Raw genomic sequence first — 26,145 nt, 5'->3', positions numbered from 1 at the left:
GCCGGACGACGACGACCGAACAGCGCCAGACGACCGAACCGCACGAGACGACCGAACCGCACGAGACGACGAGAGGTGGCACTTCGGTGAGCCTGAGCACGGTACGCCCGGCGGCAGGAGCGGCGGCGGTCCACGCACCGGCGACACTCCTCCACGAGTTCATGCTGGCGGCGGCCCGGACCGCACCGGACAGCCCGGCCGTCTGGGAGGCCGGCCCCGACGGCTCCGCACGCGTCCTGACCTACCGGCAGCTGGAGCGCAGGGCACACGACTACGCGCTCACCCTGGACTCGCTCGGCCTCGACATCGGCGACCGGGTGATCCTGGAGTCGGACAACTCCGCCGCCGCGGTGGCCGTGCTCCTCGCCTGCTCGATGCTCGGGCTCACCTTCATCCCGGTGAGCCCGGAGGTGCCCACCCCGCGGCTGCTGGCCATCGCCGCCACCGCGGAACCCGCCCTGCACCTCCAGACGGCGGACGGCAAGCGCGAGGAGGTCCCGGAGTCCATCGGCACGGCCCGGTTCGGCCCGGACGGGATCACCGTGGAGCGGGCCCCCGCGCCGCGCACCCGGCACCGGCGCGAGGCGGTCGGCACGGACGCCGCGTACATGATCTTCACCTCGGGGACCACCGGTCGCCCCAAGGGCGTGGTCATGAGCCACCGCGGAGTGCTCTCCTTCTACCGGGGCATGCTCCAGCACTCCATCGTCACGGCCGAGGACCGGCTCGCCACCACCTCGCCGCTCCAGTTCGACTTCGCGCTGCTGGACATCGGGCTCGCGCTCGGCTCGGGTGCGCAGCTGATCCCCGTACCGCGGGAGCTGATGCACTGGCCGCGCAGGCTGCTGCGCTTCCTCACCGAGACCGGCGCCACGCAGGTGGACGGCGTGCCGTCCATCTGGCGGCCCGTGCTGCGCCACGAGGCCAAGGGGCTGGCCACGCTGGCCGGTCAGCTGCGCGGGGTGCTCTTCTCGGGCGAGGCCTTCCCGCTGCCGGAACTGCGGCAGCTGCAGAACCTGTTGCCGCAGACCCGGGTGGTGAACTGCTTCGGCCCCACCGAGGCGATGGCCTTCTCCCTCACCGACGTGCCGAACCCGCTGCCCGAGGGCGTGGACAAGCTGTCCATCGGATTCGCCTACCCCGGCGCCGAGATGCTGCTGATCGACGAGGACGGCCGGCCCGTCGAGGAGCCGGGAGCGGTGGGCGAGATCCACCTGCGCGGACCGTCGCTCTTCACCGGCTACTGGGACGACCCGGAAGCCACCCGGGCCGTGCTCGTGCCCGATCCGCTCAACCCCAGGTCCGGCCAACTCGTCTACAAGTCGAATGACTTGGCATACCGCGGCGAGAGTGGTGAGCTGTACTTCGTCGGCCGGTCCGACCTCCAGGTGAAGATCCGCGGCAACCGGGTCGAGCTGGGGGAGATCGAGCGCCGGCTCCTGGAGTTCCCGGGCGTCGAAGCGGCCGCGGCGGTGGTGCGTCCGCGGCAGGGCGACGACCCCGAGCTGTACGCGTACGTCGTCCCGGCCCGCGGGTTCACCGCCGACCCCCTCGTGATCAGCGCGTTCTGCAAGCAGACACTGCCCGAGTACATGGTTCCGCGGAAGGTCGGCCTGATCCCGGGCCTGCCGCTCACCCCCAACGGCAAGACCGACCGCAGGGCCCTGGCGGCACGCGCCGCCGAGGAGGCCTGACCCCCGCTCCGCCCCGACGCCCCCCGCCCCCGCCCTCCGAGGTCCCCCGACGCTCCCCGGACCCCCCTGTCCGGACCCCCCTGCCTCCGGACCCCCCTGTCCGGACCCCCCTGTCCGGACCCCTGTTTCGACCCCTGTCCTGACCCCTGTTCGCGTCCGGACGCTCCCCCCACATCCCAGCCTTCCGTTCACTGGTACGTACGCCCCGTCCCGACAGCATTGGACAGCCCCCATGACCAGCTCCCTGAGCGAGAACGACAACACCGGACCGGAGGGCAAAGCGGGCCGCAAGGAATGGATCGCCCTCGGCGTTCTCCTCCTGCCCGTGCTGCTCGTCTCCATGGACCTGACGGTCCTCTACTTCGCGATCCCCTCCATCAGCGAGGACCTGAAGCCGTCCGGCAGCGAGCAGCTGTGGATGATCGACATCTACGGCTTCGTCCTCTCCGGAGTCCTGCTCACCATGGGCGCGCTCGGCGACCGCATCGGCCGCCGCCGCCTCCTGCTGATCGGTGCCGTGGTCTTCGGCGGCGGCTCCCTGCTCGCCGCCTACGCCTCCAACCCCGAGATGATCATCATCGCCCGGGCCCTGCAGGGCATCGGCGGCGCGACCCTCATGCCCTCCACCCTGGCGCTGATCCGCAACCTGTTCCGCGACCAGACCCAGCGACGCACCGCCGTCGCCGTGTGGTCCACCGGCATGGCCGCCGGCGCGGCCCTGGGCCCCGTGGTCAGCGGCGCCCTCCTCACCGGCTTCTGGTGGGGCTCGGTCTTCCTCATCAACGTCCCCGTGATGCTGCTCCTGCTGGTGACGGCGCCGTTCCTGCTGCCCGAGTTCAAGGACGCCGCGGCCGGGAAGTTCGACCTGATCAGCGCCGCTCTCTCGCTCGCCATCGTGCTGCCGGTCATCTACGGCTTCAAGAAGATCGCCGTGGACGGCTTCTCCGTCACCCACGTCGTCGCCATCGTGGTCGGCCTCGCCATCGTCCCGCTGTTCCTGCGGCGCCAGCGCACCAGCTCCGACCCGATGATCGACATCTCGCTGTTCCGCAACCGCGCGTTCGGCGCCTCGGTGACCGTCAACATGCTGGCCTGCTTCACCCTCGTCGGCTACTCGCTCTTCAGCACCCAGTACATGCAGTCGGTCCTCGGCATGACCGCGCTGAAGTCCGCGCTGTGGACCATCCCCGGCACCCTCGCCGTGGGCGCCGTCGTCCCCGTCGCCACCGTGCTCGTGCGTACCGTCAAGCCCGCCCACATCATCGGCGCCGGGTTCACCATCGCCACCCTCGCCCTCCTGATGCTCACCCAGGTGCCCGCCGAGGACGGCCTGGTCCTGATCCTCATCGGCATCATCGCGCTCGCCGTCGGGCTCACCCCGGTCCTCACCCTGGTCACCGAGCTCGTCGTGGGCCAGGTGCCCCCGGAGCGCGCCGGTACCGCCTCCGCCCTGCTCCAGACCGGCCAGGAGCTCGGCGGCGCCCTCGGCGTCGCCGTCCTGGGCAGCATCGGTGCGGCCGTCTACCGCAACAGCTCCGAACTGGACGCCCCGGCCGGGGTGCCCGCCGAGGCGCTGGACCCGGCCCGCGAGACCATCGGCGGCGCCCTGGCGACCGCCGGCAAGCTCTCGGGCGAGGCCTCGACCCACCTGATCGAGGCGGCCCGCGCCGCGTTCACGACCGAGGTGCACGCCGCCTCGGTGGCCGGCGCCGTCGTCATGGCCGGCGCCGCCGTCTTCGCCCTGATCGGGCTGCGCGCCGTCCAGACCGACAACCAGCGGGCCGCGGAACTGGCCGCCCAGGCCGCCCCGGCGGAGCGGGCCGGCCAGCCGGGCGCGGGCACGGCGTAAGGCGCAGGCCCCCCACATCCCCGACAGGCCCTGCTGCCACAGGGCCCACCGACAGCCGCCCAGGACCTGAACCCCCGCCGGTCCTGGGCGGCTTCGCCATGCCCGGGGACCGTCCGGGACCCCCTCCCCGGCCGCCGCGCCGCAGGGGCCGCCGTAAGGGTAGGGCTGGGGTCCGATCTGGGGTCCGGTGGCCGATTCCCCTCCCTAGCATCGAACCGCATTCGAGCAGAAGCTCGGAACTGCCAGGCACCAGGCTGGAGGAATATCCGCATGTCCCTGCTGGCAACCGATTCTGTCGAGACGGCACGGTTCCGCGCGTACGGGCCGCGGCAGCTCGACGAGATCGCCGACCGCCACGGCCTGCCCGCCGACATACGGGAGACCGTCCGGCTCGTGTCGATGGTGCTGCCCTTCCGGGTCAACGAGTACGTCCTGTCGCAGCTGATCGACTGGAACCGCATCCCGGACGACCCGATGTTCCAACTGGTATTCCCCCAGAAGGGGATGCTGACCGAGCAGAACGAGCGGGACCTGGCCACCCTGTCCGCGGACCCCGCCTCGAAGATCGCCCTGCGGACCCTCGTCCAGCAGATCCGCGGCCGGCTCAACCCGCACCCGTCCGGCCAGAAGGAGCTCAACGTCCCCACTCAGGAGGGCGCCGAGATCGCCGGGCTCCAGCACAAGTACCGCGAGACGGTCCTGTACTTCCCGAGCCAGGGCCAGACCTGCCACTCGTACTGCACCTACTGCTTCCGCTGGGCCCAGTTCGTCGGGGACGCGGACCTGCGCTTCGCGGCGCCCGACCCCAGCGGCCTCATCTCCTACCTCGGCTCGCACCCCGACGTCACCGACGTGCTGGTGACCGGCGGCGACCCGATGGTGATGTCCACCGAGCGGCTGCGCTCCCACCTGGAGCCGCTGCTGGGCGTGGACACCGTACGGACCATCAGGATCGGCACGAAGTCCGTCGCCTACTGGCCGCAGCGGTTCGTCTCCGACCCGGACGCCGACGACGTGCTGCGCCTCTTCGAGAAGGTCGTCGCCTCGGGCCGCAACCTCGCCGTCATGGCGCACTTCAGCCACCCCCGGGAGCTCGGCACGGACCTGGCGCAGCGGGCGATCGCCCGGATCAGGTCCACCGGCGCCCTCGTCTACTGCCAGGCGCCGCTGATCGCCCGCGTCAACGACGACCCCGACGTGTGGAGCCGGATGTGGCGGGCCGAACTCGCCGCCGGATCGGTCCCGTACTACATGTTCGTGGAGCGCGACACCGGCCCGTACGACTACTTCCGGGTGCCGCTCGCCCGGGCGGCCGAGATCTTCCAGGCGGCCTACCGCACCCTCCCCGGCCTCGCCCGGACGGTCCGCGGCCCGGTGATGTCCGCGACCCCCGGCAAGGTGGCCGTGGACGGCGTCGTCGAGAACGCCGAGGGCCGGTTCTTCCAGCTGCAGATGGTCCAGGCCCGCGATCCCTCCCTGGTGGGCCGGCCCTTCCTGGCGCACTTCGACCCCGAGGCGGCCTGGCTGGACGAACTGCGGCTCGACCGCACCGTACCGGCCGACATCGCCCGCGCGATCGCGGGACCGGCGTGGCAGGGCGAGAAGGAGCTCTTCGGGACCAAGGCGGCCGCGCCGGTGGGGAGCCCCGCATGAGCGACATGCGGATGTCACCGAACCTGGCCCTCAACCAGCTGGTGGCACAGCGCCAGGCGGCCGGCGAGCCGCTGATCCACCTCGGCTTCGGGGAGTCCAGACTGCCCGCGTTCGCGCCGCTGGTGGAACGGCTCGCCGCCGGGGCGACCCGCAACGCCTACGGTCCGGTGGCCGGCTCGCCCGCGGTCCGGGGCGCCGCCGCGGGGTACTTCAACCGCCGCCGCATCCCCACCGACGCCGACCAGATCGTGGTCGCCCCGGGCAGCAAACCGCTGCTGATGGCCCTCAACCTGGCCGTCCCCGGTGACGTGCTGCTGCCCCGCCCCGCGTGGAACACCTACGCCCCGCAGGCACGGCTCGCCGGCAAGCACCCGATCGCCGTCCCGATCCCCGAGGAGTGCGGCGGGGTACCGGACCCGGACGCCCTGCGCGAGTGCATCACCGCGGCGCGGGTGCTCGGCCGCGACCCGCGCATCATGGTGCTGACGCTGCCGGACAACCCGACCGGCACCCTGGCGTCGCCCCCGCTCATCCGCGAACTGTGCGCGATCGCCCAGGAGGAGGGGCTGCTGATCGTCTCGGACGAGATCTACCGGGACGTGGTGCACGACCCGGCCACCGAGTTCCTCAGCCCCGCCGAAGTGGCCCCCGAGTGCACGGTCATCGCGACCGGCCTGAGCAAGAGCCTCGCCCTGGGCGGCTGGCGCATCGGCGTGGCCCGCTTCCCGCAGGGCCCCTGGGGCGAGTGGATCCGTACCGGAGTGGTCTCCGTGGCCAGCGAGGTCTGGTCGACGCTGGCCGGGCCGATGCAGGAGGTGGCCGAGTACGCCTTCAGCGAGCCGCAGGACGTCCGCGACAGGCTCCGGGCCAGCGCCCGGCTGCACGGGGTCGTCGCCCGCGAGGTCCACCGCATCACCGTCGAGGCGGGCGCCCGCTGCCGGCCGCCGACCGGGGCCTTCTACGTCTACCCCGACTTCGAACCGGTCCGCGAGGAACTGGCGAAGTACGAGGTGACCGACTCTCCGACGCTGGCCCGGCGGATGCTGGACCTCGGGATCGTGGTGCTCGCCGGACACCTGCTCGGCGACGAGGGGGACGCCCTGCGGTTCAAGTGCGCCACCAGCATGCTGTACGGCGAGACGGCGGAGCAGCAGCAGCTCTCGCTCGACGCGCGGGACCCGCTCGCGCTGCCGCACGTCCGCTCGAATCTCGACAGGATCGAGGAGAGCTTTCAGCGGCTGGTTCCCTGACCTTTTTTTCCTGTCGCGGAAAGAGAAACGGCCCGACTCGGATGTCACATCCTCGTCGGGCCGGTCGGTGGACCGATTTTCTCACGCAGCGGATTCGGTTTCGGTGATCAGGGTCTTCCAGAGGACGTCCGGGCTCGCGAAATTCTCCAGTTTCAGCGCGTCGTCCAGGAAGCGGACGTCGTAGGCGCCTTCCAGAGCAGCGAGCAGTTCGACCGTACCCATGGAGTCAAGCCCCAGGTCGCGGAGTTGTGCGTCCCCGGTCAGTTTCTCGTCGGGGGAGAGATAGGGCAGGAACGGGCGAATGACGGCCTCGAAAGCGTCATCCCAGGTGTGATTCGTGAGTTCTGGCATACGGGAATGATGCGGGCGCCCGCCGATGGCTGTCAATGCGTCCCGGAAATGCGCCCGGAAAGCGTCCGGAAAAGAGCTTGCCGGTAATTCTGGCGAGGAGGAGCAGGAATGGAACCATTGGCGCGGACCGCGCTGCACGCACGTTTTCTGCGCGGTCTGGAACGTTCACCGCGCGGGGTGGCGGTGCGCGTCGGGAAGGAGACCGTCGACTACACGACGGCCCACGAACTGGCCCTGTCCTGGGCGGGCGCGCTGCTCACCGCCCCCGGCGGCCCGCCGAAGGCGGTCGGCATCCTGGCGGGCCGCAGCGTGACCTCGTACGTCGCCGTCCTGGCGAGCCTGTACGCGGGACTCACCGCGGTGCCGGTCCTGGCCGACTTCCCGCCCGGCAAGATCGCCTCGATGCTCGCGTCGGCGGAGGTCTCCGCCCTCGTCGTCGACGAGGAGGGCGCGGCCCTGCTCCGGGACCGGGACGGCCTCGCCACCGGTCTCGCGTCGCGGCTCGGCGGCCTCCCGGTGCTCGCGCCGGACCTCGGCCGCGAGGAGGCCGAGGCGCTGGCCGCCGGTGGACAGCGGCCCCTGTTCGCCGCCCCGGAGACCGCACTCGCACAGCCGCGGTCCGCCGCTCCCGACGACGTGGCCTACATCCTCTTCACCTCCGGTTCCACCGGCCGGCCCAAGGGCGTACGGCTCACGCACGGCAACACGGCGCACTACTTCGCGCTGATGGACGCCTGGTACGACTTCACCCCGGACGACGTCTTCTCCCAGGCCGCCAACCTCAACTGGGACTCCGCGGTCTCGGACCTGTGGTGCGCCTGGGCGGCGGGCGCCCCGCTGGTCTCGGTCTCCCCCCACGCCTACCGCGACCTGCCCGCCTTCGTCGCCGAGCACGGCATCACCGTCTGGTTCTCGGCCCCCAGCGTGATCTCGCTGTCCCGCCGCACCGGCCGCCTGGTACCGGGCAGCATGCCCTCGCTGCGCTGGACGTACTTCGGCGGCGAGGCGCTCCAGTTCCAGGACACCGACGCCTGGCAGCAGGCCGCCCCCCACTCCGCGGTGATCAACGTCTACGGCCCGACCGAGATGACCATCACCACGCACCGCCACACCTGGTCCCCGCAGGAGTCGACCCGGCTCGGCGTCAACGGGGTCGTACCGCTCGGCCTGCTCCACGACGGCCACGCGGAACTGCTCCTGGACGAAGAGGGCGCCCCGGCGGCGGACGAGGGCGAACTGTGGCTTTCCGGACCGCAGTTGTCGGCCGGCTACCTGGACCCCGAGGACGGAGCCGGCAAGTACCTGGAGCAGGACGGCGTCCGGTGGTACCGCACCGGTGACCGGGTCCGCCGGCTCGCCGGAGGCGAACTGGTCTACCTGGGCCGTACGGACTCCCAGGTGCAGGTGCAGGGCTACCGGGTGGAACTGGCCGAGGTGGAACACGCGCTGCGCGCCGGCACCCCGGTGACCGACGCCGTGGTCGTCGGCGTCCCCGTGGCCAACAGCACCGAACTGGTCGCCTTCTACCTCGGCGGGCAGCGCTCGCCCCAGGAGTTCCACCGCGACCTGGCCGGGCTGCTGCCCGCCCAGCTGATCCCGCGCCACTACCACCGGCTGGACGAGTTCCCGCTGAACACCAACAAGAAGACCGACCGGCTGGAGCTCACCGCACGCGCTGCCGCACTGCACGGCACCCGCGTCGCGGTGGCCGCCGGCTGATCCCCGAACCCCATCACAGCACGAAAGAGGAAGTCCCATGCGCACAAGATCCCGGTCCCGGCAGGGAGCGGTCCGCAGATTCGCGCTCCTCGCCGTAGCCGCACTGACCGCCACGCTGTTGACCGGACCGGCCACCAGCGCGGCCTCGCCGCCGTCCTCCTGGCCGACGGGCGGCCACGACATCCGCAACAGCCGCACCAACCCGCAGGAAACGACGATCGGCAAGGACAACGTCGGCCGTCTCAAGGCCAAGTGGACGTACGCCACCCACGGCGACGTGTCGGCCACCCCGGCCGTGGTCGGCGGAGCCGTGTACTTCCCCGACTGGGGCGGCTACCTGCACAAGGTGGAGGCCAAGACCGGCCGTCCGATCTGGTCGCGCAAGGTGTCCGACTACACCGGTGACCCGGGCTCCGTCTCCCGGTCCAGCCCCACCCTCGTCGGCGGCAAGCTCTACATAGCCGACTGGAACAAGGCCGTCCTGATGTCGGTCGACGCCGCCACCGGCAACCTGGTGTGGAAGCGGGAGATCGACACCCAGTACAAGGCGGTGCTGACCCAGTCGCCCGTCGTGCACGACGGCGTGATCTACCAGGGGGTCTCCTCCCGCGAGTCCGAGGGCGCCCTCGACCCGGCCTACCCCTGCTGCACCTTCCGCGGCAGCGTGAACGCCATCGACGCCGCCACCGGCAACCTCCTGTGGCGCCAGTACACGACCCCCGACAACGGGGGCAAGACCGGCGGCTACAGCGGGGTGGCCGTCTGGGGCACCCCGGCGCTGGACCCGTCGACCAACACGGTGTACTTCACCACCGGCAACAACTACACCGTCCCGCAGTCCGTCAGCGACTGCCAGACGGCCGGCCACACCCCTGCCGAGTGCTACGCCCCGGACAACTACGTGGACACGGTGCTGGCCCTCGACATGACGACCGGCCGCATCAAGTGGAACACCGGCGCCAAGCGCTTCGACGCCTGGAACACCGGCTGCATCCCCGGGTTCCCGCCCAACAACTGCCCGCCGAACCCCGGTTACGACTACGACTTCGGCGACGGCGCCCACCTGTTCACCATCAAGGGCCCCAACGGCTGCCCCCGCAAGGTGATCGGCGCCGGCGAGAAGAGCGGCGAGTACTGGCTGATGGACGCGGCCACCGGCGCCGTGGTCTGGAGCGCTGCGGCCGGCCCCGGCGGCCACATCGGCGGCATCGAATGGGGTACCGCCAACGACGACAAGCGGATCTACATCGCCGAGGCCAACTTCAACAAGCTGCCCTACCAGCTGGCCGACGGCTCCACGACGACCCGCAGCTCGTTCGCGGCGCTCGACCCGCAGACCGGAAAGATCCTGTGGCAGGTCGCGGACCGCACCGACGGCTTCGCCTGGGGCGCCCTGACCGCAGCCAACGGGGTCGTCTTCGGCGGCTCCACCAGCGGCCGCATGTACGCGTTCGACGCGGCGACCGGTGCCTACCTGTGGGACTTCACCGCGCCGTACTCGTCCAACGCGGGCCCCGCGGTGGTCGACGGCACCGTCTACTGGGGCAACGGCTACGCCCGCTTCGCCAACGGCGGCGGAACCACCGGCAGCCTCACCGAGGGCACCTTCTACGCCTTCACGGTGGACGGCAAGTGACGATCCTCGCCCCATAAACTGGGGGCGATTCCCTTCAACTCGCGTGTGCGGGCTTCGGGGCTTCACGCATCCGCCTCCGGCCGTTGGCCGGGACTCGCACCCTGGGGATGCTGCGCGTGCTGTTGATGTCCGAGCCGCCCGTCCGGCGGGCTCGGGCCTCGATCTCGATCGAGGCGTTGTGGTCGGCGTCATCCTCGTGCCCGCAGTGGGTGCAGGCGAACAGCCGGCCGCATCCCTTACGGGATCCGGGATCGACCAGTCCGCAGGCTGCGCAGGTCTGGGAGGTGTGGAACGGCGGCACGGCGACGAGTACGCACCCGTACATCCGGGTCTTGTACTCGAGCTGTCGCCGCCGTTCGCCCGGGGTGTTGTCGAGGACCGAACGGTTGAGGCCAGCCTTCGACCGCACGTTCTTGCCGGGTGCCCCTGTGGTGCCCTTCGCTGAGGTCGTCATGTTCTTCACGCGCAGGTCCTCGATACCGATCAGGCTGTGGCTTTTGGCGAGGTCGGTGGTGAGTTTGTGCGTGAAGTCCCGGCGCCGGTTGGCCCGCTGGGTGGCGAGCTTTGCGATCTGGGCGATGGTGGTACGCAGGCGGCGGCTGTACTTCCCGCCGTTGTGCCTCTTCGCGTAAGTGATTTGGCGGGCCTTGCGTTGCTCCAGGGCTTTGAGTCGCTTGCGTTCGTTAGCGGTGAGCGTCGGCGGCATGAGGCGGGGTGTGGGCTCGGTTGACACGAATGCGGAGGCGGCGACGCCGAAGTCCACCCCGCACACGGGTTCCCCGTTCGGTGGGTCCGGCTTTCGGCCGATGTGTACGCCGAAGGAGATGTGCCAGCCGTTGCCGTCCCGGGAGATGGTGGCGTTGCGGATCGTGCCGCCCATCGCGCGGGAGAGCCGGAAACGTAGCCAGCCGAGCTTGGGTAGGCATACCTCGGCCCACTTGCGGTTCAGCTTGCGTACCTCGACCGCCTGCCCGGGAAGCGGGATCGACAGACGGTGCCCGCGCTTCTTCCGCGCCGGAAACCGGGCCGGATGGTCGGGGTTCCAGAAATTGTCGTACGCCCGGTCCAGCTGACGCAGTATCTGCTGCCCGGCCTGCGCGGGCAGGCCGCCGATCCAGTCCAGCTCACTACGGGCAGCGGTGAGATACTTGCACTGCTCGGCCGAACGTAGCGTGTATCGCCGCTGCTCCCACAGATACACACGCTGTTCCAGAGCCACATTCCACAGAGCGCGCGCAGTGTGGCCCCACCCAGTCAGGATCTGTTCCTGCCCCCGGGTGGGGTACGCACGATACTTGCGCCCCGCGTCTGCCCTCACGCCTCCAATTGTGGCGATGAACGTGGCGCAGATTCGAAAAGACAGAAATTGCGTCTTCACGGGCGCACACTATTGGTTTCGTTACGAAATACCGGCACAAAGTGCTCATTGGTGAGCATCTCAAGTGTGTGGGGGAGGCCGTGAACGGCGAATCGCTGCGGTAGCCGCACACGTGAGAGGGGCCGGTACCCGCTGGGTACCGGCCCTCCCGCCGTCCGTGCGCCGCGTGTGCGGCGGGCCGGGCGGCCCGGCCACGTGTCAGGCCGCCGCCGGCAGCCGCCGGCGCACCGGCCGCATCGCCGACCTAGGCGTCACCGGCACCACCTCGAAGGCGCGCGTCGTGCACGCGACACGGGTGAACAGCCCGTCCTGCCCGGACACGTACAGCCGGCCGACACCGGCCCGCTCCAGCGCGGCCACCACGTCCGGCCACCGCACGGTACGCACGAAACCGTCCAGCAGCATCCCGCGCACCCCTTCGCCGGTGGTCACCAACCGGCCGTCCTGGTCCGCGACGACCGGCAGCCGCGGCTCGGACCAGGTCAGACCGTCGAAGATCTCGGCATTCACCCGGTCGCGCAGCCCGCCGAAGAGGTACGAGTGCATCGGCGGCTTCATCGTGTACATCGACATCCCGCCCAGCGAACGGATCCGCCGCTGCAGCCAGTCGAGCACCGACTCGTGGACCGTCAGCATCGTGAAGTCGTGGTCGACGACGCAGGACACGTCGTTCCACTCGCCGCGCTCGTCGAGCTCCTGGCGCAGCAGCGCGACCTTGTCCTGCGGCACCCGCGCGATCGACTGGGTCACCAGGGCGGGGTGCTCCCGCGCGAAGTAGTCCTCCATCGTGTCGGCCAGGCGCGCGGTCATCCGTACGGCATCGGCGAAATCGAGCACTCCGCTGTACACGGCGGCGGCCCGGGCGCCGAAGCTCGGCCCCGTCACGTACGCGGGCGCGAGCTCCAGCCGGTCCGTCGCCCACCGCGCCAGCGCGAGGCAGTTCACCACGAACGAGATCTGCCCGTAGAGCGAGTAGTCGCCCTCGGCCTGCTGGTACCGGTCGGCCAGCGAGAAGCCCAGCACGTCGTCGGCGATCGCGTGCAGCTCCCGCGCGTACGGGTTGACCAGCATGAACCTGGCGACCTCGGAGAAGGCGGTCGGTTGCATACCGGGGAAGACGATCGCCGCTTCCCGCGGTGTCCCGGTGTCGGTGTGAGTGTCCATGGACCGAGGGTCGCCCGCGCCCCCGGGCGCCGAGCACCCCTGCCGCCCCCTAAGGCGGCGCTCGCGCAAGCGCGCCTTAAGGGCGCGCGCGGAGGATCGCCGGTAAACGAGGTCCGCAGATCCACGGGCCCGCAGACGCGAGGGGATGCCGCGGATGTCAGAGTCACGCTTCGCCACCTTCACCGAACTGCTCCGCGTTCGGACGGCTGAACTCGCCGACGAGGATGTGCACATCTTCCTCCGCGACACGGTCGGCGGAGCGCAGGCCGAACACCTCACATACGGGGAGCTGGACCGGGAGGCGAGACGCATCGCGGCCTGCCTCCAGGAGTACGGCGTGACCGAGCAGCCCGTGCTGCTGGTCTACTCCTCGACCGCCCAGTTCCTCAAGGCCTTCGCCGGCTGCCTCTACGCCGGCGCCGTCGCGGTCCCCGTGCCGATGCCGGGCGAAGCGGGCCGCGACAAGCGGCTCAACCGCACCACCGCCGTCCTGAAGGACACCGGCGCCAAGGTGGTCCTCACCGAGACGTCCGCCGCGCCCGACGTCGCGCTCTGGCTCGCCCGCAACTCCCGCCCCGACGCGGCCTGCGTGGTCACCGACGTCCCCGGCATCGGCGATCCCGACGCCTGGCGGCCCGTCACCGCCCGCCCCGACGACCTCGTGTTCCTCCAGTACACCTCCGGCTCGGTCTCCGAACCGCGCGGGGTGACCGTCTCGCACCGCAACCTCCTGGCCAACCAGGCCGCCCTGCAGAAGGTGCTGCACACCACCCGCGAGGACCGCTTCGGCAGCTGGCTGCCGTACTTCCACGACATGGGCCTCGTCGCCCACCTGCTGCACCCGGTGTGGCTCGGCACCCACAGCGTCCAGGTCACCCCGCTGTCCTTCGTCAAGCGCCCGCTGCGCTGGCTCCAGGCCATCGACGAGTACGGCGTCACCGTCGGCGGCGGCCCCAACTTCTGCTACGACCTGTGCGTGCGGCGGGTGAAGGACGAGCAGGTCGCCGAGCTGGACCTGTCCCGCTGGCGCCTCGCCCTCAACGGCGCCGAACCGGTACGCCCCGAGAGCCTGGACGAGTTCGCCGAGAAGTTCGCCCCCGCCGGATTCCGCCCCGAGGCCCTGCGCCCCTGCTACGGACTGGCCGAGGCGACCCTGGTCGTCTCCGGCGGCGTCCCCGGCACCCCGCACGTCCGCAAGGACTTCGACAAGACCGCCCTGGAACACGACCGGGTGACCGGCGCCGGGACCGCGGCCACCGGCACCGGGCGCGTCCAGACCCTCGTCGGCTGCGGCACCCCCGTCGACGTCGAAGTACGCATCGTCGACCCGCTGACCCACCACGAACTCCCGGCCGGCGCGGTCGGCGAGATCTGGCTGCGCGGCTACAGCGTCGCCCGCGGCTACTGGCAGCGGCCCACCGAGTCCGTACGCACCTTCCGCGCCAGCCTCAACGACGAGGAGAGCAACTTCCTGCGCACCGGCGACCTCGGGATGCTCGATGACGGTGAGCTCTTCGTCACCGGGCGGCTCAAGGAGGTCGTGATCATCAACGGCCGCAACGTGTACCCGCAGGACATCGAATGGGCGGCGCGGACCGTCAGCCCCGCCCTGACCTTCGGCGTGGGCGCCGCGTTCTCCGTGGACGCCGGACGGGAGCACCTCGTCCTCGTCCAGGAGGTGCGCGGAGCGGGCAGCGAGGAGCTGCGGACCGTCGCGCAGAAGATCCAGGCCCTGATCGGCAAGGAGTTCGAGATCCCGGCGGGCAACATCCTGCTGGTGCGTCCCGGCGCCGTTCGCCGCACCAGCAGCGGCAAGGTCCAGCGCACCCTGATGCGCAAGCTCTTCCTCGACGGCGTGGTCCGCGGCGAGTACGAGGTGCTCACCCCCGACGTGTGGGCGCTGGCCCGCTCCGAGGACGTGCTGTTCGGCGAAGACCTGCTGCGGCCGGAAGGAGCCGACGGAGGAAGAAGGTGGTGACAGCCCTCCTCGGCGACCAGGCGGTGGCGCACCGGCGCGAGAGCGCCGTGCGGACCCGGGTCGCCGCCCTGGAGTCGCTGCTGGGCGACCCCACGGACCCGGCCAACCCGGTCGGTTACACCGCGCTGCTGGAAGCGGACCGGGCCGCGGTGCCCTTCGCCGCCGGCGAGGCCCTGCTCGACGATTTCGGGATCACCGACGAGTACATCCCGCAGGCCCTCGGCGGCCGGCTCGACGGGATGGACACCCTGGTCAGGATCATGCGCCCGGTCTTCCGCCGGGACGTGGGCCTGGCCATGGGCCACGGCATGACCACCTTCATGGCCGCCTCCGACGTCTGGACCGCCGGCAGTTCCCGGCAGCGGCACTGGCTGGCCCGGCTGCTGCGCGACGGCGGCAAGGCGGCCATCGCCCAGCACGAGACCGCCCACAGCAACGACTACGTCCGCAGCCAGGTCACCGCCCGGCGCGGCCCGCACGGCTATCTGATCAGCGGCGGCAAGCCCCTCGTCAACAACCTGGAGCGGGCCGGCGCGCTCGTCCTGTTCTGCCGCACCGACCCCGCGCCCGGCAGCCGCAGCCACTCGGTGCTGCTGCTGGAACCCGAGCAGCTCACCGACGCACGCGCCGCGGTGACGGCCCGCCGCACCCCGGTGGGCCTGCGCGGCTGCCGCTTCGCCGGAGTGGAGTTCGACGACTGCCCGGTGCCCGGCTCCGCCCTGCTCGGCCCCGAGGGCAGCGGCATCGAGACCGCCCTGCGCTCCTTCCAGATCAGCCGGACGGTGATCGCCGCGTCGGCCGTCGCCGCGCTCGACACCAGCCTGCGCACCGCCGTCCGCCGCGACCGCGAGCAATCCGGCGGCTGGCAGGCCCGGGGCATCGACGGGAGCCGCACCGGCGCGGCGCTGACCAGCGCTTTCGTCAACCTGCTGCTCTACGACAGCCTCGCCGTCGTCGCCACCAGGGCCCTGCACCTGCTGCCCGCCGAGACCAGCGTCTACTCGGCGGCGCTCAAGTACCTGCTGCCCAGGGTGCTCACCGAGACCATGTACGACCTGTCCATCGTCCTCGGCTCCGGCTTCTACACCCGCGAGGGCACCCTCGGCATCTTCCAGAAACACGTCAGGGACGTGCCGGTGCTCAGCCTCGGCCACGCCGGTACGGTCGCCTGCCAGGCCACGGTCATCCCGCAGATGCCGCGCCTGGCCCAGAGCTCGTGGTTCCTGGAGGACGAGGCCCCCGCGGGCCTGTTCCGGCTGCGCGGCGACCTGCCGCCGCTGCGCACCGACCGGCTCAGCCTCGCGTGCGGGCGGGACTCCCTCACCGCGACGATGCTCGCCGTCAGCTCGGGCATCGACGGCGGCGGTCCCGTCGAACGCGCCCTGCGCACGCTCGCCGGCCAGCTCGTCGAGGAGTTCCGGGACGTACGCGGCCGGGTGCTCAGGCTGGAGGCGGCCGGTTCGGCGGCCTCCGCGCAGCCCGCGCGGTTCGCGCTCATGGACCGGTACGCGCTGCTGCTGGCCGCGGCCGCCGTGCTCGGCCTGTGGGACCAGGGCCGGTACGGGCCCGACCCGTTCCTCGCCGACCCGTGCTGGGCGGCGGCCGCACTGCACCACATCGCGCGCCGGCTGGGCACGCGCGTGGCCGACCTGCCGCCGGAGTGCGAGACCCGGATCCGGCACGAGGTGCAGCTCCGCTTCAGCACCCAGATCAGCTACGACCTCTACTCCACCCCCATCCCGGGCTGACCGGGGCCTGGGCCGTACGCACCGAAGGAGTCCCACGATGACCGTTCCCACCAGCGGGCACACCGCGACCACGGCGACGACCACGGCGACCGCGGCCGGCGCAGCGCCGCACGCGTGGCTGTCGGCCCGGCTCTCGCTCTACCTGCGCCGGGCTCCCGAGACCATCGACCCGACCGTGCCCCTCGCCGAGTACGGCATGGACTCGGTGGCCGCGCTGAGCCTGTGCGGAGACCTGGAGGACGAGTTCGGCCTGGAGGTGGAGCCGACGCTGCTGTGGGACCACCCGACCGTGGAGAGCCTGGTCCGTCACCTGTCCGCCGTCCTCACCGCCACCGAGCCGTCCGCGGGGGACCAGCGCTGATGGGGGACATCGCCATCGTCGGCATCGACTGCGCGTTCCCCGGGGCGGCGGGCGTGCAGGCGTACTGGGACCTGCTGCTGCGGGGCGGGGCCGCGACCGGACCCGTCCCCGGCCAGCGCTGGGAAGCGGGGGACTTCCCCGCTGTCAGCGGCAGCGGCGGCTTCCTCGACGACGTCGATGTCTTCGACAGTGACTTCTTCTCCGTCACCCCGCGCGAGGCGGCCGCGATGGACCCGCACCAGCGGCTGCTGCTGCCCTGCGCCTGGCGCGCCCTGGAGGACTCCGGCCGTGCCCCCGGCGAACTCGCCGGCACGGAGACCGGAGTGTTCGTCGGGATGATGGGCGGCGAGTGGGGCCGCCTCACCATGAGCGACCTCGCGCGCGTCACCCCGCTGCTCGGCGCCGGCAGCAGCGCCGGAATGGCCGCCAACCGGATCTCGTACCACTTCAACCTCACCGGGCCGAGCCTCGCCGTCGACACGGCCTGTTCCTCCTCGCTCGTCGCCGTCCACCTCGCCGCCACCTCCCTGCTGGCCGGGGAGTGCGACACCGCCCTGGCCGGCGGCGTCAACATCGTGCTGTCGCCCTCGCTGGGCATGGTCTACGGACAGCTCGGCCTGGCCGCCGCCGACGGCCGCTGCAAGCCCTTCAGCGCCGACGCCGACGGGATCGGGCGCAGCGACGGCGTCGGCCTCGTCGTCCTGCGCAGGCTCGAGGACGCGGCTGCCGACGGGCAGCGGATCTACGCCGTGCTGCGCGGGAGCGCCGTCAACCAGGACGGCCGCAGCAACGGGGTCATCGCCCCCAACCGCTGGTCGCAGCAACGGGTGCTGAACTCCGCGTACCGGCGGGCCGGTGTCACCCCGGACCAGGTCGCGTTCGTGGAGGGGCACGGCACCGGGACCGTACTCGGCGACGCCATCGAGTGCGCGGCGCTCGGCGCGGTGCACGGGGTCCCCCGCGACGTCCCGTGCGCACTCGGCTCCGTCAAGGGAAACCTGGGCCACACCGAGGGCGCGGCGGGCATCGCCGGACTCATCAAGACCGCGCTGGCCCTGCACCACCGCATCCTCCCCGCCAGCCTCTTCGCCGACCGCGAGAACCCGCAGCTGCGGCTCGCCGACCGGGGCCTGCGGCTGCTCAAGTCCCCGATGCGGCTGCCGCGCGGGGAGAGCCTCGCCGGGGTGAGCAGCTTCGGAATGGGCGGTACCAACGCCCACGCGGTCCTGGGCACGGCGCCCCGGCTGCGCCGGACCGCCGCCGCCCGGGCCCGTACGGGCGGCGCCGGCGGGGCCGTCGGCGTGTTCACCGTCAGCGGCGACACCCCCGAGGCCCTGCGCCGCAACCTCGCCGCCCAGGCCGACGCGGTCGCCAGGCGGCCGCGCGGCGGCGCCGCGGCCCTGTGCTGGAGCAGCAACCGCGTCAAGACCGGCCTGCCGCACCGGTTCGCGGTCACCGTGCGCGACACCGGCGAGCTGGTGGACGCACTGCGCCGGGCCGCCGCCCAGGACGGCGCCGGGAGCGCCGGCCGGCCGTGGGGGCGACCGGTCGTGGCCTTCCTCTTCACCGGACAGGGCACCGAGTTCCCCGGCATGACGGCGCGGCTCCACCGTGATTCGGGGGCCTACCGGCGCCATCTCGCCGAGGCCGACGAGGCCCTCGCCGGACCCCTGGGCAGCTCGGTGCGCGACCTGATCCTCGGCGGCGACGAGCGGGTGCACCGGCCGGAGTTCGCGCAGCCGGCCCTGTTCGCCGTCGGCTACGCCCTGGCCCGCACGCTCACCTCGCTCGGCGTCGCCCCGGCCGCCGTGCTCGGCCACAGCCTGGGCGAGTACGCGGCGGCCGTGACCGCGGGCGCCCTCGGTCTGGAGGAGGCCGCCCGCCTCGTGGTCCGGCGGGGCGCGCTGATCGGGGAACTGCCCCGGGGCGGCGGCATGATCGCCGCCGCCACCGGTCCCGAGGAGCTCGCCGGGATCCTGGCGGCGGAGCCGCAGGCCGTCGTGGCCGCGCTGAACGGCCCCGCGGACACCGTGGTCTCCGGGCCCCTGGACGTCCTGGCGAGGATCGGCGAGGAGCTCACCGGGCGGGGCGTGCGGGTCAGGGAGCTGCCCGTCTCCCACGCCTTCCACTCGTCCCTGATGGCCCCGGCCGCCGCCGGGATGCGTACCGCCGAGGTGCGGTGCGCGACGCCCGCGCTGCCGGTGGCCTCGACCCGGTTCGGCCGGATGCTGCACCACGAGCCCATGGACGCCGGCTACTGGGCCGACCAGATAGAGGAGCCCGTACTCATGGACACCGCGCTGGGAGCGCTCGTCTCGGACATCGCCCCCACCCACCTGATCGAGATCGGACCGCGCACCCAGCTGCTGCGGATCGCCGCCGGGGGAGGACGGGCGCCGGGGGCGGAGTTCCTGCACCCCGCCCCGGGCCCCGAGGCGACCGGCCGGGACCTGGCCGAGACCGTCGCCGCGCTCCACCGCTGCGGACTGGACCCGCACTGGGAGGAGCTGTACGCGCCCGAGCACCGGGTCGTCGAGCCGCTGAGCCCGTACGTCTTCTCCTCGGCGCAGCGCTACTGGGACCGGCGGACGCCGTCGCCCGCCACCCCGCCCCCGGCGCCGGCCGAGGAGCGCCGGCCGCGGGGCGGGCCCGGGCGGGAGGCCGGGGCGGCACCCGCCGGCGCCCGCCCCGCCCCCGCCACCGACGGCGCCCCCGCCACCGACGATCCGGTGCTGCTCGCGGTGGTCGAGGCGGTCACCGAGGTCGGCGGATACCCCCCGGAGCGCGTGGTGCGCGAGGCCCGCTTCCACGAGGACCTCGGCTTCGACTCCGTGATGATCATGCAGCTCAAGAACCGGGTGGAGGCCCGGCTTCCACGCGTCGGCGAGGTGTCCGTCCAGCGGATGCTGCCCGCGCTGAACTCCGTCGGCTCGCTCGCCGAGTTCCTCGGCGACCTGATCACGGCGGGGTCGGCATGACGGGCTCCGCGGTCTACCTCGCCGCCACCGGTACGGCGCTGCCCGGCGAACCGGTCGACAACACCGCGCTCGGCCGGCTGCTGGGCGTGAGCGAGGAGTGGATCGACATCTTCGTCGGCACCCGGACCCGGCACTTCGGCTGGGACCCGGTGACCGGCGAGGTCCGCGGTTCGCTGGCCGACCTGTGCGCCGAGGCCGGAGCGCAGGCCATCGACGCCTCCGGGCTAGACCCCGCCGACATGGAGTTCCTGGTCCTCGCGACCGCGACCCCCGACCTGCTCCTGCCGACCACCGCGAGCGAGGTCGCCGACCGGCTGGGCCTGGGCCATCTACCCGTCTTCCAGCTCCAGTCGGGCTGCTCCGGCGCGATCCAGGCCCTCGACCTCGGCCGCACCCTGATCCTCGGCGGCCGCCGGGCCGGCCTGGTCCTCGGCGGGGACGTCACGCACCGCTTCCTGTCGCCCCGGGGGGACACCGCCCGGATGCCCACCGAGGAACTGGTCAACTACGTCCTGTTCGGCGACGGAGCCGGAGCCGCGGTCCTCACCGACGAGCCCGAGGGCGAGCGGGTGGCGGTACGGGCCGTACTGAACTCCTGGACCGGGCAGGGCCGTCCGCCCGGCCAGGTACTGGACTGGTACGGGACCACGGACCGCCACTCGGAGCGGCGGATGCTGGCCGAGGACTACAAGGCGATCGAGGAGCACGTGCCGTCGATCTCCGTGGAGATCCTCTGGGAGCTCCTCGGCGGACTCGGCTGGAGCCTGGACGACATCGGCTACCTGCTGCCGCCCCAGCTGTCGCGGCGGATGACCGAACGGATCCTGGAGCGGCTGCCGGACAGCTCCGCGCGGGAGATCTCCTGCGTCTCGGAGACCGGGAACACGGGCAACGCCCTGCCGTTCCTGCAACTCGACCGGCTGATGCCGTCGTTCGCCCCCGGAGAGCGCGCACTCGCGCTGTGCGTGGAGTCCAGCAGGTGGATCAGAGCCGGGTTCGCCCTGGAGAAGGTGTGAGGCGTCGATGACGACGGGACTGGACCGGCTGCGCGAACTGCGCACGCGGGGCCTGCTGGAGAAGGAGTACGACCGGGTGCCGGCGCTGCTCGCGGACGAGAGCGGCACGGGCGGCGCGGGTACGCCCCCCGGTGCCGGTGCCGACGCCGCGGCCGCCGGGCGGCTGCTCGCCGGGCTCGATCCCGACGCCGTGCTGGCCCACCATCCGCGGACACCCGTCGTGACGGTGGCCGTCACCGGCCAGTCCACGGTCGGGCACGTCGTCGATCCCCTGAGGGGGGAACTGGCCCGCCACGGACTGCTGCTGCGGGCCGTCCTCGGCGAGCACGGCACCTACCTGCGGGACCTGACCGGCCCGGGCGGCGAACTGCACGGGGCCGCACCGGATCTGACGCTGTGCCTGCTCGACGCCGAGACCGTGTTCGGCGAGATTCCGGCCGTGTGGCGGGCCGAAGACGTCGAGGTGGCGGGCGACGAGGTGCTGCGCCGCTGCGCCGGGCTCGCGGACCGGGCCCCCGGCACCCTGGTGCTCAACACCGTCCCGCTGCCGCGCGCCTACAGCCACCAGCTCCTCGACCACCGCTCCCGGGCCCTGCTCGGCGCCGTGTGGCGGGAGTTCAACGCCCGCCTGCTGCGCCTCACCGCGTCCGCCGCCCGCCTCGTGGTGATCGACCTCGAACCGCTGGTCGGCGAGGGCGGGCCGGTCACCGACCCGCGCCTGGCGCGCTACGCCAAGGTGCAGCTCGGCGCGGAACTCCTCGCCGCGTACGCCCGCGAGGCCGCTCACCTGGCGCGCGCCCTGCGCGGCATGACCCGCAAGTGCCTGGTGCTCGACCTCGACAACACCCTGTGGGACGGCGTGCTCGGCGAGCGGGGACCCGACGGCGTGGCGGCGGCGGGCACCCTGCGGGGAGAGGCCTTCGGCGCCTTCCAGAAGTGCGTCAAACAGCTCGGATCCCAGGGCGTGCTCCTCGCGGTGAGCAGCAAGAACGACGAGGGTCCGGTCCGCGCGGCACTGCGCGGCCATCCCGATCTCGTGCTGCGCGAGGAGGACTTCGTCCGGATCAACGCCAACTGGGAGCCCAAGGACGGCAATCTCGCCGACATCGCGCACCGGCTGGACATCGCCACCGACGCCCTCGTCTTCGCCGACGACTCGCCGGCCGAGCGCGCCCAGGTGCGCTTCGGCGCGCCCGGGGTGGCCGTCGTACCGCTCGACGAGGAGCCCGCGCTGCACGTGACGCGGCTGCTCGCGGACGGCTGGTTCGACACCCTGCGGCTGACCGACGAGGACCGGGCCAGGACCGGCGACTACCACAGGCAGCGCGAACGCCGGGCCCTGCACGAGAGCTCGGGCTCGCACGAGGAGTTCCTGCGCGCCCTCGGGGTCAGGGTGGAGCTCGGGCCGCCCAGGCCGCACGAGTTCGCCCGGCTGTCCCAGCTGACCCTGCGCACCAACCAGTTCAACCTCACCGGCGGGGGTCACCAGGAGTCCGAGCTGGTACCGCTCGCCGCCGACCCGGACCGGCACCTGCTGCTGGCCGCCCGCACCGCGGACCGGTTCGGCGACAACGGCCTGGTCGGAGCGGTGCTGGGGACCTTCACCGACGGGGAGCTGCACCTGGACAACATGTGGCTGAGCTGCCGGGTGCTCGCCCGCGGCGTCGAACAGGCCTGCCTCGCCGTGCTGCTGGGCCGGGCCCGCGACCTCGGGCTGTCCGCGGTGACGGCCCGGTACGTACCCACGGCGCGCAACCACCGCGTCCGTGACTTCTACCCGTCCTGCGGGTTCACGGAGGTCCCGTCCCGCGCGGCCGGCGACGGGACGGTGGAGTTCCGCCACGATCTGGCGCGGGTGCCGGAAGTCCCCGGTCACGTACACGTCACCGAAACCTTTGGGGGAAGGCCGGCTGATGAGCTTCGATAGCCTCGAGACGTTCCTGCGGGCGGTCCGCGACGACATCGGCCTGGACCTGGAGATCCCCGCGGGCGCGGACACCGCCCTGGTGAACCTGCCCGGCTGGGACTCGCTCAACCTGCTCCGGCTGCTGGCCCTCCTGGAGGAGTCGGGCCACCGGGTGCCGGTGCACCGCCTGCTGGAGGCGCACCGTCTCCGGGACATCCACACGCTGCTTAAGGAGTACGGATGACCGCCCCGGGCAGCCCCACGCTCGGCCCGCCGCTCGGTGAGCCCGTCGCCGTGGTCCCGGGAGGGGACTCGTGGGACCGGGTCAGGGACGACCTCGCCACCCACGGGACGGCGCTGGTATACGCCTGGCTGAAGGACCTGGAGCCCGTCCTGCCGTCCGGCGACGGCCTGCGCGAACTGCTCGGCCGCGACTGGACGCGGTACCTGGACCTGACGCACGCCGACGTGCGCAACCGGTACATCGCCTCCCGGATGCTGCTGAAGTACGCGGCGGGCGCGGTGCTCGCCAGCGAACCCGCCGACCTGGAACTGGCCTACGGGCCGACCGGCCGCCCGTACCTGCGCGGCTGCGACCAGATCGACATCAGCCTGAGCCACACCGAGGACCTGCTCCTCGTGGGGCTGACGACCTGCGGTCTGATCGGGGTGGACGCGGAACGCGCCGACCGCGAGATGTACGGCAGCGGTCTGGGCCGCCACATCTGCACGCCCTACGAGCTGGTGCTGCTGTCCGGGATGCCGGAGGCGGAACGCAACGGCGCCCTCGTGCGGCTGTGGACCCTCAAGGAGGCCTACAGCAAGGCCATCGGCCAGGGCATGCAGTTCCGCTTCACCGAGTTCGGCTTCGGTCCCGACGGCCGGCCCGTACGGGTCCAGCGGCCGGACGGGACGGCGGGCACCGGAGACGAGTGGATCTTCCGGACCTTCCCGCTGGACGGCGGCTACGTCGTCAGCGCCGCGGTCTACGACGCGGGTTTCGGCAGGCTCCAGGACGCGCACGTCACGACGATGCTGGACCAGGACTGCGTGGACGCGATCACGCAGGCGCTGGAGGAAGGCCCGGGGCGGTGACCGCCGCCGGGTTCACGCGCCCCCCGGAGCCGGACACCACGGGACCGTCAGGTGATGGACGACGCCGCCGGACCGCCGGAGAGTATCTCCTGGCGCGCGGCGTTGTAGCCGGCCTGGAAACGGCTGGTGGCTTCCAGCTCCTCGGTGATCTCGGCGATGTGGCGGCGGCAGGTGCGCACGGACATGCCGAGCCGCCGGGCGACCATCTCGTCCTTGTAGCCCTTGGTCATCAGCCGGATGATCGACCACTTGAGCTCGTCGGAGGAAGCGGGGGACCGTTGGGACTCCACGACGTAGGGGGACGCGCCGTCCCACAGGTACTCGAAGACGGAACAGAGGAACGCCACGAGCGTGGGCTCGCGCACGATCGCAGCCCCGGGCGCGCGGTCCCGGGAGGATCGTTCCGGCAGGAAGGCCACCTCCCGGTCGTAGATGATCAGACGGTCGATGACCTCGTCGGCGGTACGGATCTCCGCGCCCTGGAGGGTGACGTCGCGGACGTACGAGCGGGTGGGCAGGTCGTTGCGCGCGGTGTGCTGGTAAACGGTCCGGATCCGGACGCCGCGCGCCAGGGTGGACAGCGCCGACTCCCGTGCCTCTTCCAGCAGTTCCGCCGGGCGTGCGCCGCCGGGCTGGACGGTGAGCAGCTCGCTCTTGCAGTTCTGGCTCAGGTGGTTGAGCATCGCCTGGATCCGGTTGACATCGGTGATGATGTCGAAGGCCTCCAGGCGGTTGCGCAGTCGGCGCCCCTCGAAGTACAGCGGCGTCAGCGACAACAGCTTCGCCCGGACGTCGGTCACCGCCTGCTGCAGTTCCCGGATGTGCCGCTCCGCGGGAGCCACCAGGGACGCGGCCGCCACATCGGGCGTGACGGGGGTCAGTTCGGACGGATGACCCGGCATGGACTGCAGCAGGCGTACGCCGCACAGCACCTGCTCCACCCGCGTGATCTCCGCGGGCGTCAGCGACAGCTCCTCGGCGATCTTCTCGCGCACGAAGCGCCCGCACTCGACCGCGAGGCCGTACGCCGCCGCGCTGAGGTCATCGAGCTCTGCGAACCCTGAATCCGGGCCCTCCCCTGCGAACATGCCAGCCCCCACTGATCGGTGTAATTGCTGCCACGTAACTTTACGCCAGCGCAGGACCCTTGGCGCGAATGATCGATATCAAGCACTCTATTCGCATCACCAGGGACACCAAAGCCGGAAAAATCGGGCGAAGGTGTGCTGACGGAGTTAATCTCGATCTTCGACTGGGGGAGTCGTGAGGGTAATTTCCGGTAAATTCTCTTCGGTTTACTTGACCTTACTGGCGGGTATGGTCATGTCCGTTATGGGGGTGCAGTACATGTCGGGCCCGGTTCTGCTGAGCACATCCGCTCTGTCCGCCGGACTCAGCGGGCCCGACGGGGCCGACGGGGGAGTCGCCGCGACGCCGGCGGACGACCGGTGGGGATGAGCCTCCCCCGCACGTGAACCGGTTCAGCAAGCGCTCCCCGCACGGTGGATGAGGGGAGCGCTTCGCGCTGTCCGGCCCCCGGTGTCCGCCGTCTTCGCGGCCGGCACCGCGATGGCGCTGAGCAGCAGGCCACCGTCCGCCGACCAGCGGCCGCTGAACGCGGTGGGCCCGTCGGGCGAGAGCCACCCGGGGTCCGGCAGCAGCCGGGCGCGGAACGTCTCCTGCCCCGCGTCGACGGTGACCAGGGCGTCGGTGAAGTCCAGCTCCTGACCCGTGAGCGGGAACCACGTCTTGTAGACCGCCTCCTTCATGCTGAAGAGCAGCCGGTCCCACGCGACGTCCGGCACCGCCCGGGCCAGCTCCCGCGTGCGGCGCAGCTCCTGGGGCAGCGCGATCGACTCCAGCACCCCGTCCGGCAGCGGAGCGTTCGGCTCCGCGTCGATGCCCACCGCGGCGAACTCCGACGCCCGGGCGAGCGCCGCTCCCCGGTAGCCCGCACAGTGCGTCATGGACCCCACCACCGAGGCGTCCCACTGCGGGACCCCGCGGCGCCCCGGCACCACGGGCGCCTCGGCCACCCCGAGGGCGCCCATCGCGCGGCGGGCGCACCACCGCACGGTCCCGAACTCCGCCCGCCGCTTCGCGACGGCGTTGCCGATCAGCAGTTCCTCCTCCGGGAAGAGGAAGACGTCGTCGGGGTCGACGGTGGACTCGGCGGTGGCGACATCCGATGGCAGGAGCTTCGTGAGCACGGCATTCCCTCGGGTCGATGTGTCGGTCTGACAGCTCCCACGCTGCCGCCGCCGCCCCTGCCCGGGCCAGGAACACGGGCGCCGCCGGCCCCGATCGGGCCCCGTGCGCCCGGTTTCCTCCCAGCTCACTGCCATCCGCCGCCCCCGGGGACCGCTTCC

At 72.0% G+C, this 26,145-nt stretch carries 19 protein-coding genes; 14 read left to right on the top strand and 5 right to left on the bottom strand.

The genetic code is table 11. The features are described from left to right. Positions 1-86 precede the first annotated feature (86 nt). The 4 genes from ACFCZ1_RS17685 (at position 87) to ACFCZ1_RS17670 (ending at position 6,446) form a co-directional block, all read left to right on the top strand. A complete protein-coding gene (locus ACFCZ1_RS17685; RefSeq protein WP_376679188.1) occupies positions 87-1,694 on the top strand; it encodes an AMP-binding protein in 1,608 nt (535 codons plus the stop codon). A gap of 232 nt (positions 1,695-1,926) precedes the next feature. After that, positions 1,927-3,543: an MFS transporter gene (locus ACFCZ1_RS17680; protein ID WP_376679183.1), complete on the top strand. Its 1,617-nt coding sequence runs from the start codon at positions 1,927-1,929 to the stop codon at positions 3,541-3,543. A 270-nt stretch (positions 3,544-3,813) separates the two neighbouring features. After that, complete coding sequence (locus tag ACFCZ1_RS17675; RefSeq protein ID WP_376679182.1) at positions 3,814-5,196, top strand: KamA family radical SAM protein; 1,383 nt, start codon at positions 3,814-3,816, stop codon at positions 5,194-5,196. Further along, complete coding sequence (locus ACFCZ1_RS17670) at positions 5,193-6,446, top strand: pyridoxal phosphate-dependent aminotransferase (protein ID WP_376679181.1); 1,254 nt, start codon at positions 5,193-5,195, stop codon at positions 6,444-6,446. Before ACFCZ1_RS17675 ends, ACFCZ1_RS17670 begins: the two co-directional genes overlap by 4 nt. Before the next feature lie 81 nt (positions 6,447-6,527). Here the strand turns inward: ACFCZ1_RS17670 and ACFCZ1_RS17665 are convergent, their stop codons facing one another. Further along, the gene (locus tag ACFCZ1_RS17665; RefSeq protein WP_376679180.1) at positions 6,528-6,797 is read right to left on the bottom strand and encodes a phosphopantetheine-binding protein; all 270 of its coding nucleotides are present in this window, start codon (positions 6,795-6,797) and stop codon (positions 6,528-6,530) included. A 108-nt stretch (positions 6,798-6,905) separates the two neighbouring features. Here ACFCZ1_RS17665 and ACFCZ1_RS17660 point away from each other — a divergent pair, with 108 nt between their 5' ends. Together ACFCZ1_RS17660 and ACFCZ1_RS17655 are read left to right on the top strand one after the other, a co-directional pair. Beyond that, positions 6,906-8,516 carry an AMP-binding protein gene (locus tag ACFCZ1_RS17660; protein ID WP_376679179.1) on the top strand — a complete coding sequence of 537 codons (1,611 nt, stop codon included), beginning with the start codon at positions 6,906-6,908 and terminating at the stop codon, positions 8,514-8,516. A gap of 37 nt (positions 8,517-8,553) precedes the next feature. Then, the gene (locus ACFCZ1_RS17655) at positions 8,554-10,152 is read left to right on the top strand and encodes a PQQ-binding-like beta-propeller repeat protein (protein ID WP_376679178.1); all 1,599 of its coding nucleotides are present in this window, start codon (positions 8,554-8,556) and stop codon (positions 10,150-10,152) included. Between the two features lie 34 nt (positions 10,153-10,186). Here the strand turns inward: ACFCZ1_RS17655 and ACFCZ1_RS17650 are convergent, their stop codons facing one another. Both ACFCZ1_RS17650 and ACFCZ1_RS17645 read right to left on the bottom strand, forming a co-directional pair. Then, complete coding sequence (locus tag ACFCZ1_RS17650; protein ID WP_376679177.1) at positions 10,187-11,530, bottom strand: RNA-guided endonuclease InsQ/TnpB family protein; 1,344 nt, start codon at positions 11,528-11,530, stop codon at positions 10,187-10,189. Between the two features lie 198 nt (positions 11,531-11,728). Next, on the bottom strand, positions 11,729-12,694 hold the full coding sequence (locus ACFCZ1_RS17645) for an ACP S-malonyltransferase (RefSeq protein ID WP_376679176.1): 966 nt from the start codon (positions 12,692-12,694) through the stop codon (positions 11,729-11,731). Positions 12,695-12,848: 154 nt separating this feature from the next. On the opposite strand from ACFCZ1_RS17645, the gene ACFCZ1_RS17640 reads away from it, so the two are divergent. From ACFCZ1_RS17640 to ACFCZ1_RS17605, 8 genes are read left to right on the top strand one after another with little or no spacing between them, the layout of a single operon-like run. Then, positions 12,849-14,672, top strand: a complete 1,824-nt coding sequence (locus tag ACFCZ1_RS17640) for a fatty acyl-AMP ligase (protein WP_376679175.1) — start codon at positions 12,849-12,851, stop codon at positions 14,670-14,672. Continuing rightward, positions 14,666-16,420: an acyl-CoA dehydrogenase gene (locus tag ACFCZ1_RS17635; RefSeq protein WP_376679174.1), complete on the top strand. Its 1,755-nt coding sequence runs from the start codon at positions 14,666-14,668 to the stop codon at positions 16,418-16,420. The genes ACFCZ1_RS17640 and ACFCZ1_RS17635 overlap by 7 nt, the downstream gene beginning before the upstream one ends. Before the next feature lie 37 nt (positions 16,421-16,457). Beyond that, positions 16,458-16,781, top strand: coding sequence for an acyl carrier protein (locus ACFCZ1_RS17630; protein ID WP_376679173.1), 324 nt, complete (start codon positions 16,458-16,460; stop codon positions 16,779-16,781). After that, positions 16,781-19,759, top strand: coding sequence for a type I polyketide synthase (locus tag ACFCZ1_RS17625; protein WP_376679172.1), 2,979 nt, complete (start codon positions 16,781-16,783; stop codon positions 19,757-19,759). Before ACFCZ1_RS17630 ends, ACFCZ1_RS17625 begins: the two co-directional genes overlap by 1 nt. Next, positions 19,756-20,775, top strand: a complete 1,020-nt coding sequence (locus ACFCZ1_RS17620) for a 3-oxoacyl-ACP synthase III family protein (protein ID WP_376679171.1) — start codon at positions 19,756-19,758, stop codon at positions 20,773-20,775. The genes ACFCZ1_RS17625 and ACFCZ1_RS17620 overlap by 4 nt, the downstream gene beginning before the upstream one ends. 7 nt (positions 20,776-20,782) lie before the next feature. Further along, positions 20,783-22,702 carry an HAD-IIIC family phosphatase gene (locus ACFCZ1_RS17615; protein WP_376679170.1) on the top strand — a complete coding sequence of 640 codons (1,920 nt, stop codon included), beginning with the start codon at positions 20,783-20,785 and terminating at the stop codon, positions 22,700-22,702. Continuing rightward, entirely contained in the window at positions 22,689-22,925 is a 237-nt protein-coding gene (locus ACFCZ1_RS17610) for a phosphopantetheine-binding protein (RefSeq protein ID WP_376679169.1), read from the top strand. Before ACFCZ1_RS17615 ends, ACFCZ1_RS17610 begins: the two co-directional genes overlap by 14 nt. Beyond that, positions 22,922-23,776 carry a 4'-phosphopantetheinyl transferase family protein gene (locus ACFCZ1_RS17605; RefSeq protein ID WP_376679168.1) on the top strand — a complete coding sequence of 285 codons (855 nt, stop codon included), beginning with the start codon at positions 22,922-22,924 and terminating at the stop codon, positions 23,774-23,776. Before ACFCZ1_RS17610 ends, ACFCZ1_RS17605 begins: the two co-directional genes overlap by 4 nt. A gap of 47 nt (positions 23,777-23,823) precedes the next feature. Here ACFCZ1_RS17605 and ACFCZ1_RS17600 read toward each other — a convergent pair whose 3' ends face one another. Next, the gene (locus tag ACFCZ1_RS17600) at positions 23,824-24,864 is read right to left on the bottom strand and encodes a LuxR C-terminal-related transcriptional regulator (protein WP_376679167.1); all 1,041 of its coding nucleotides are present in this window, start codon (positions 24,862-24,864) and stop codon (positions 23,824-23,826) included. Between the two features lie 393 nt (positions 24,865-25,257). Further along, positions 25,258-25,986, bottom strand: a complete 729-nt coding sequence (locus tag ACFCZ1_RS17595; RefSeq protein WP_376679166.1) for a 4'-phosphopantetheinyl transferase — start codon at positions 25,984-25,986, stop codon at positions 25,258-25,260. Positions 25,987-26,145 lie beyond the last annotated feature (159 nt).

Origin of the sequence: Streptomyces sp. NPDC056224 (genome assembly GCF_042267665.1) — a bacterium.
Lineage (GTDB): Bacteria > Actinomycetota > Actinomycetes > Streptomycetales > Streptomycetaceae > Streptomyces.
The sequence above is the reverse complement of the archived record's forward strand: the minus strand, read 5'-3'. Positions and strand labels throughout refer to the sequence as shown.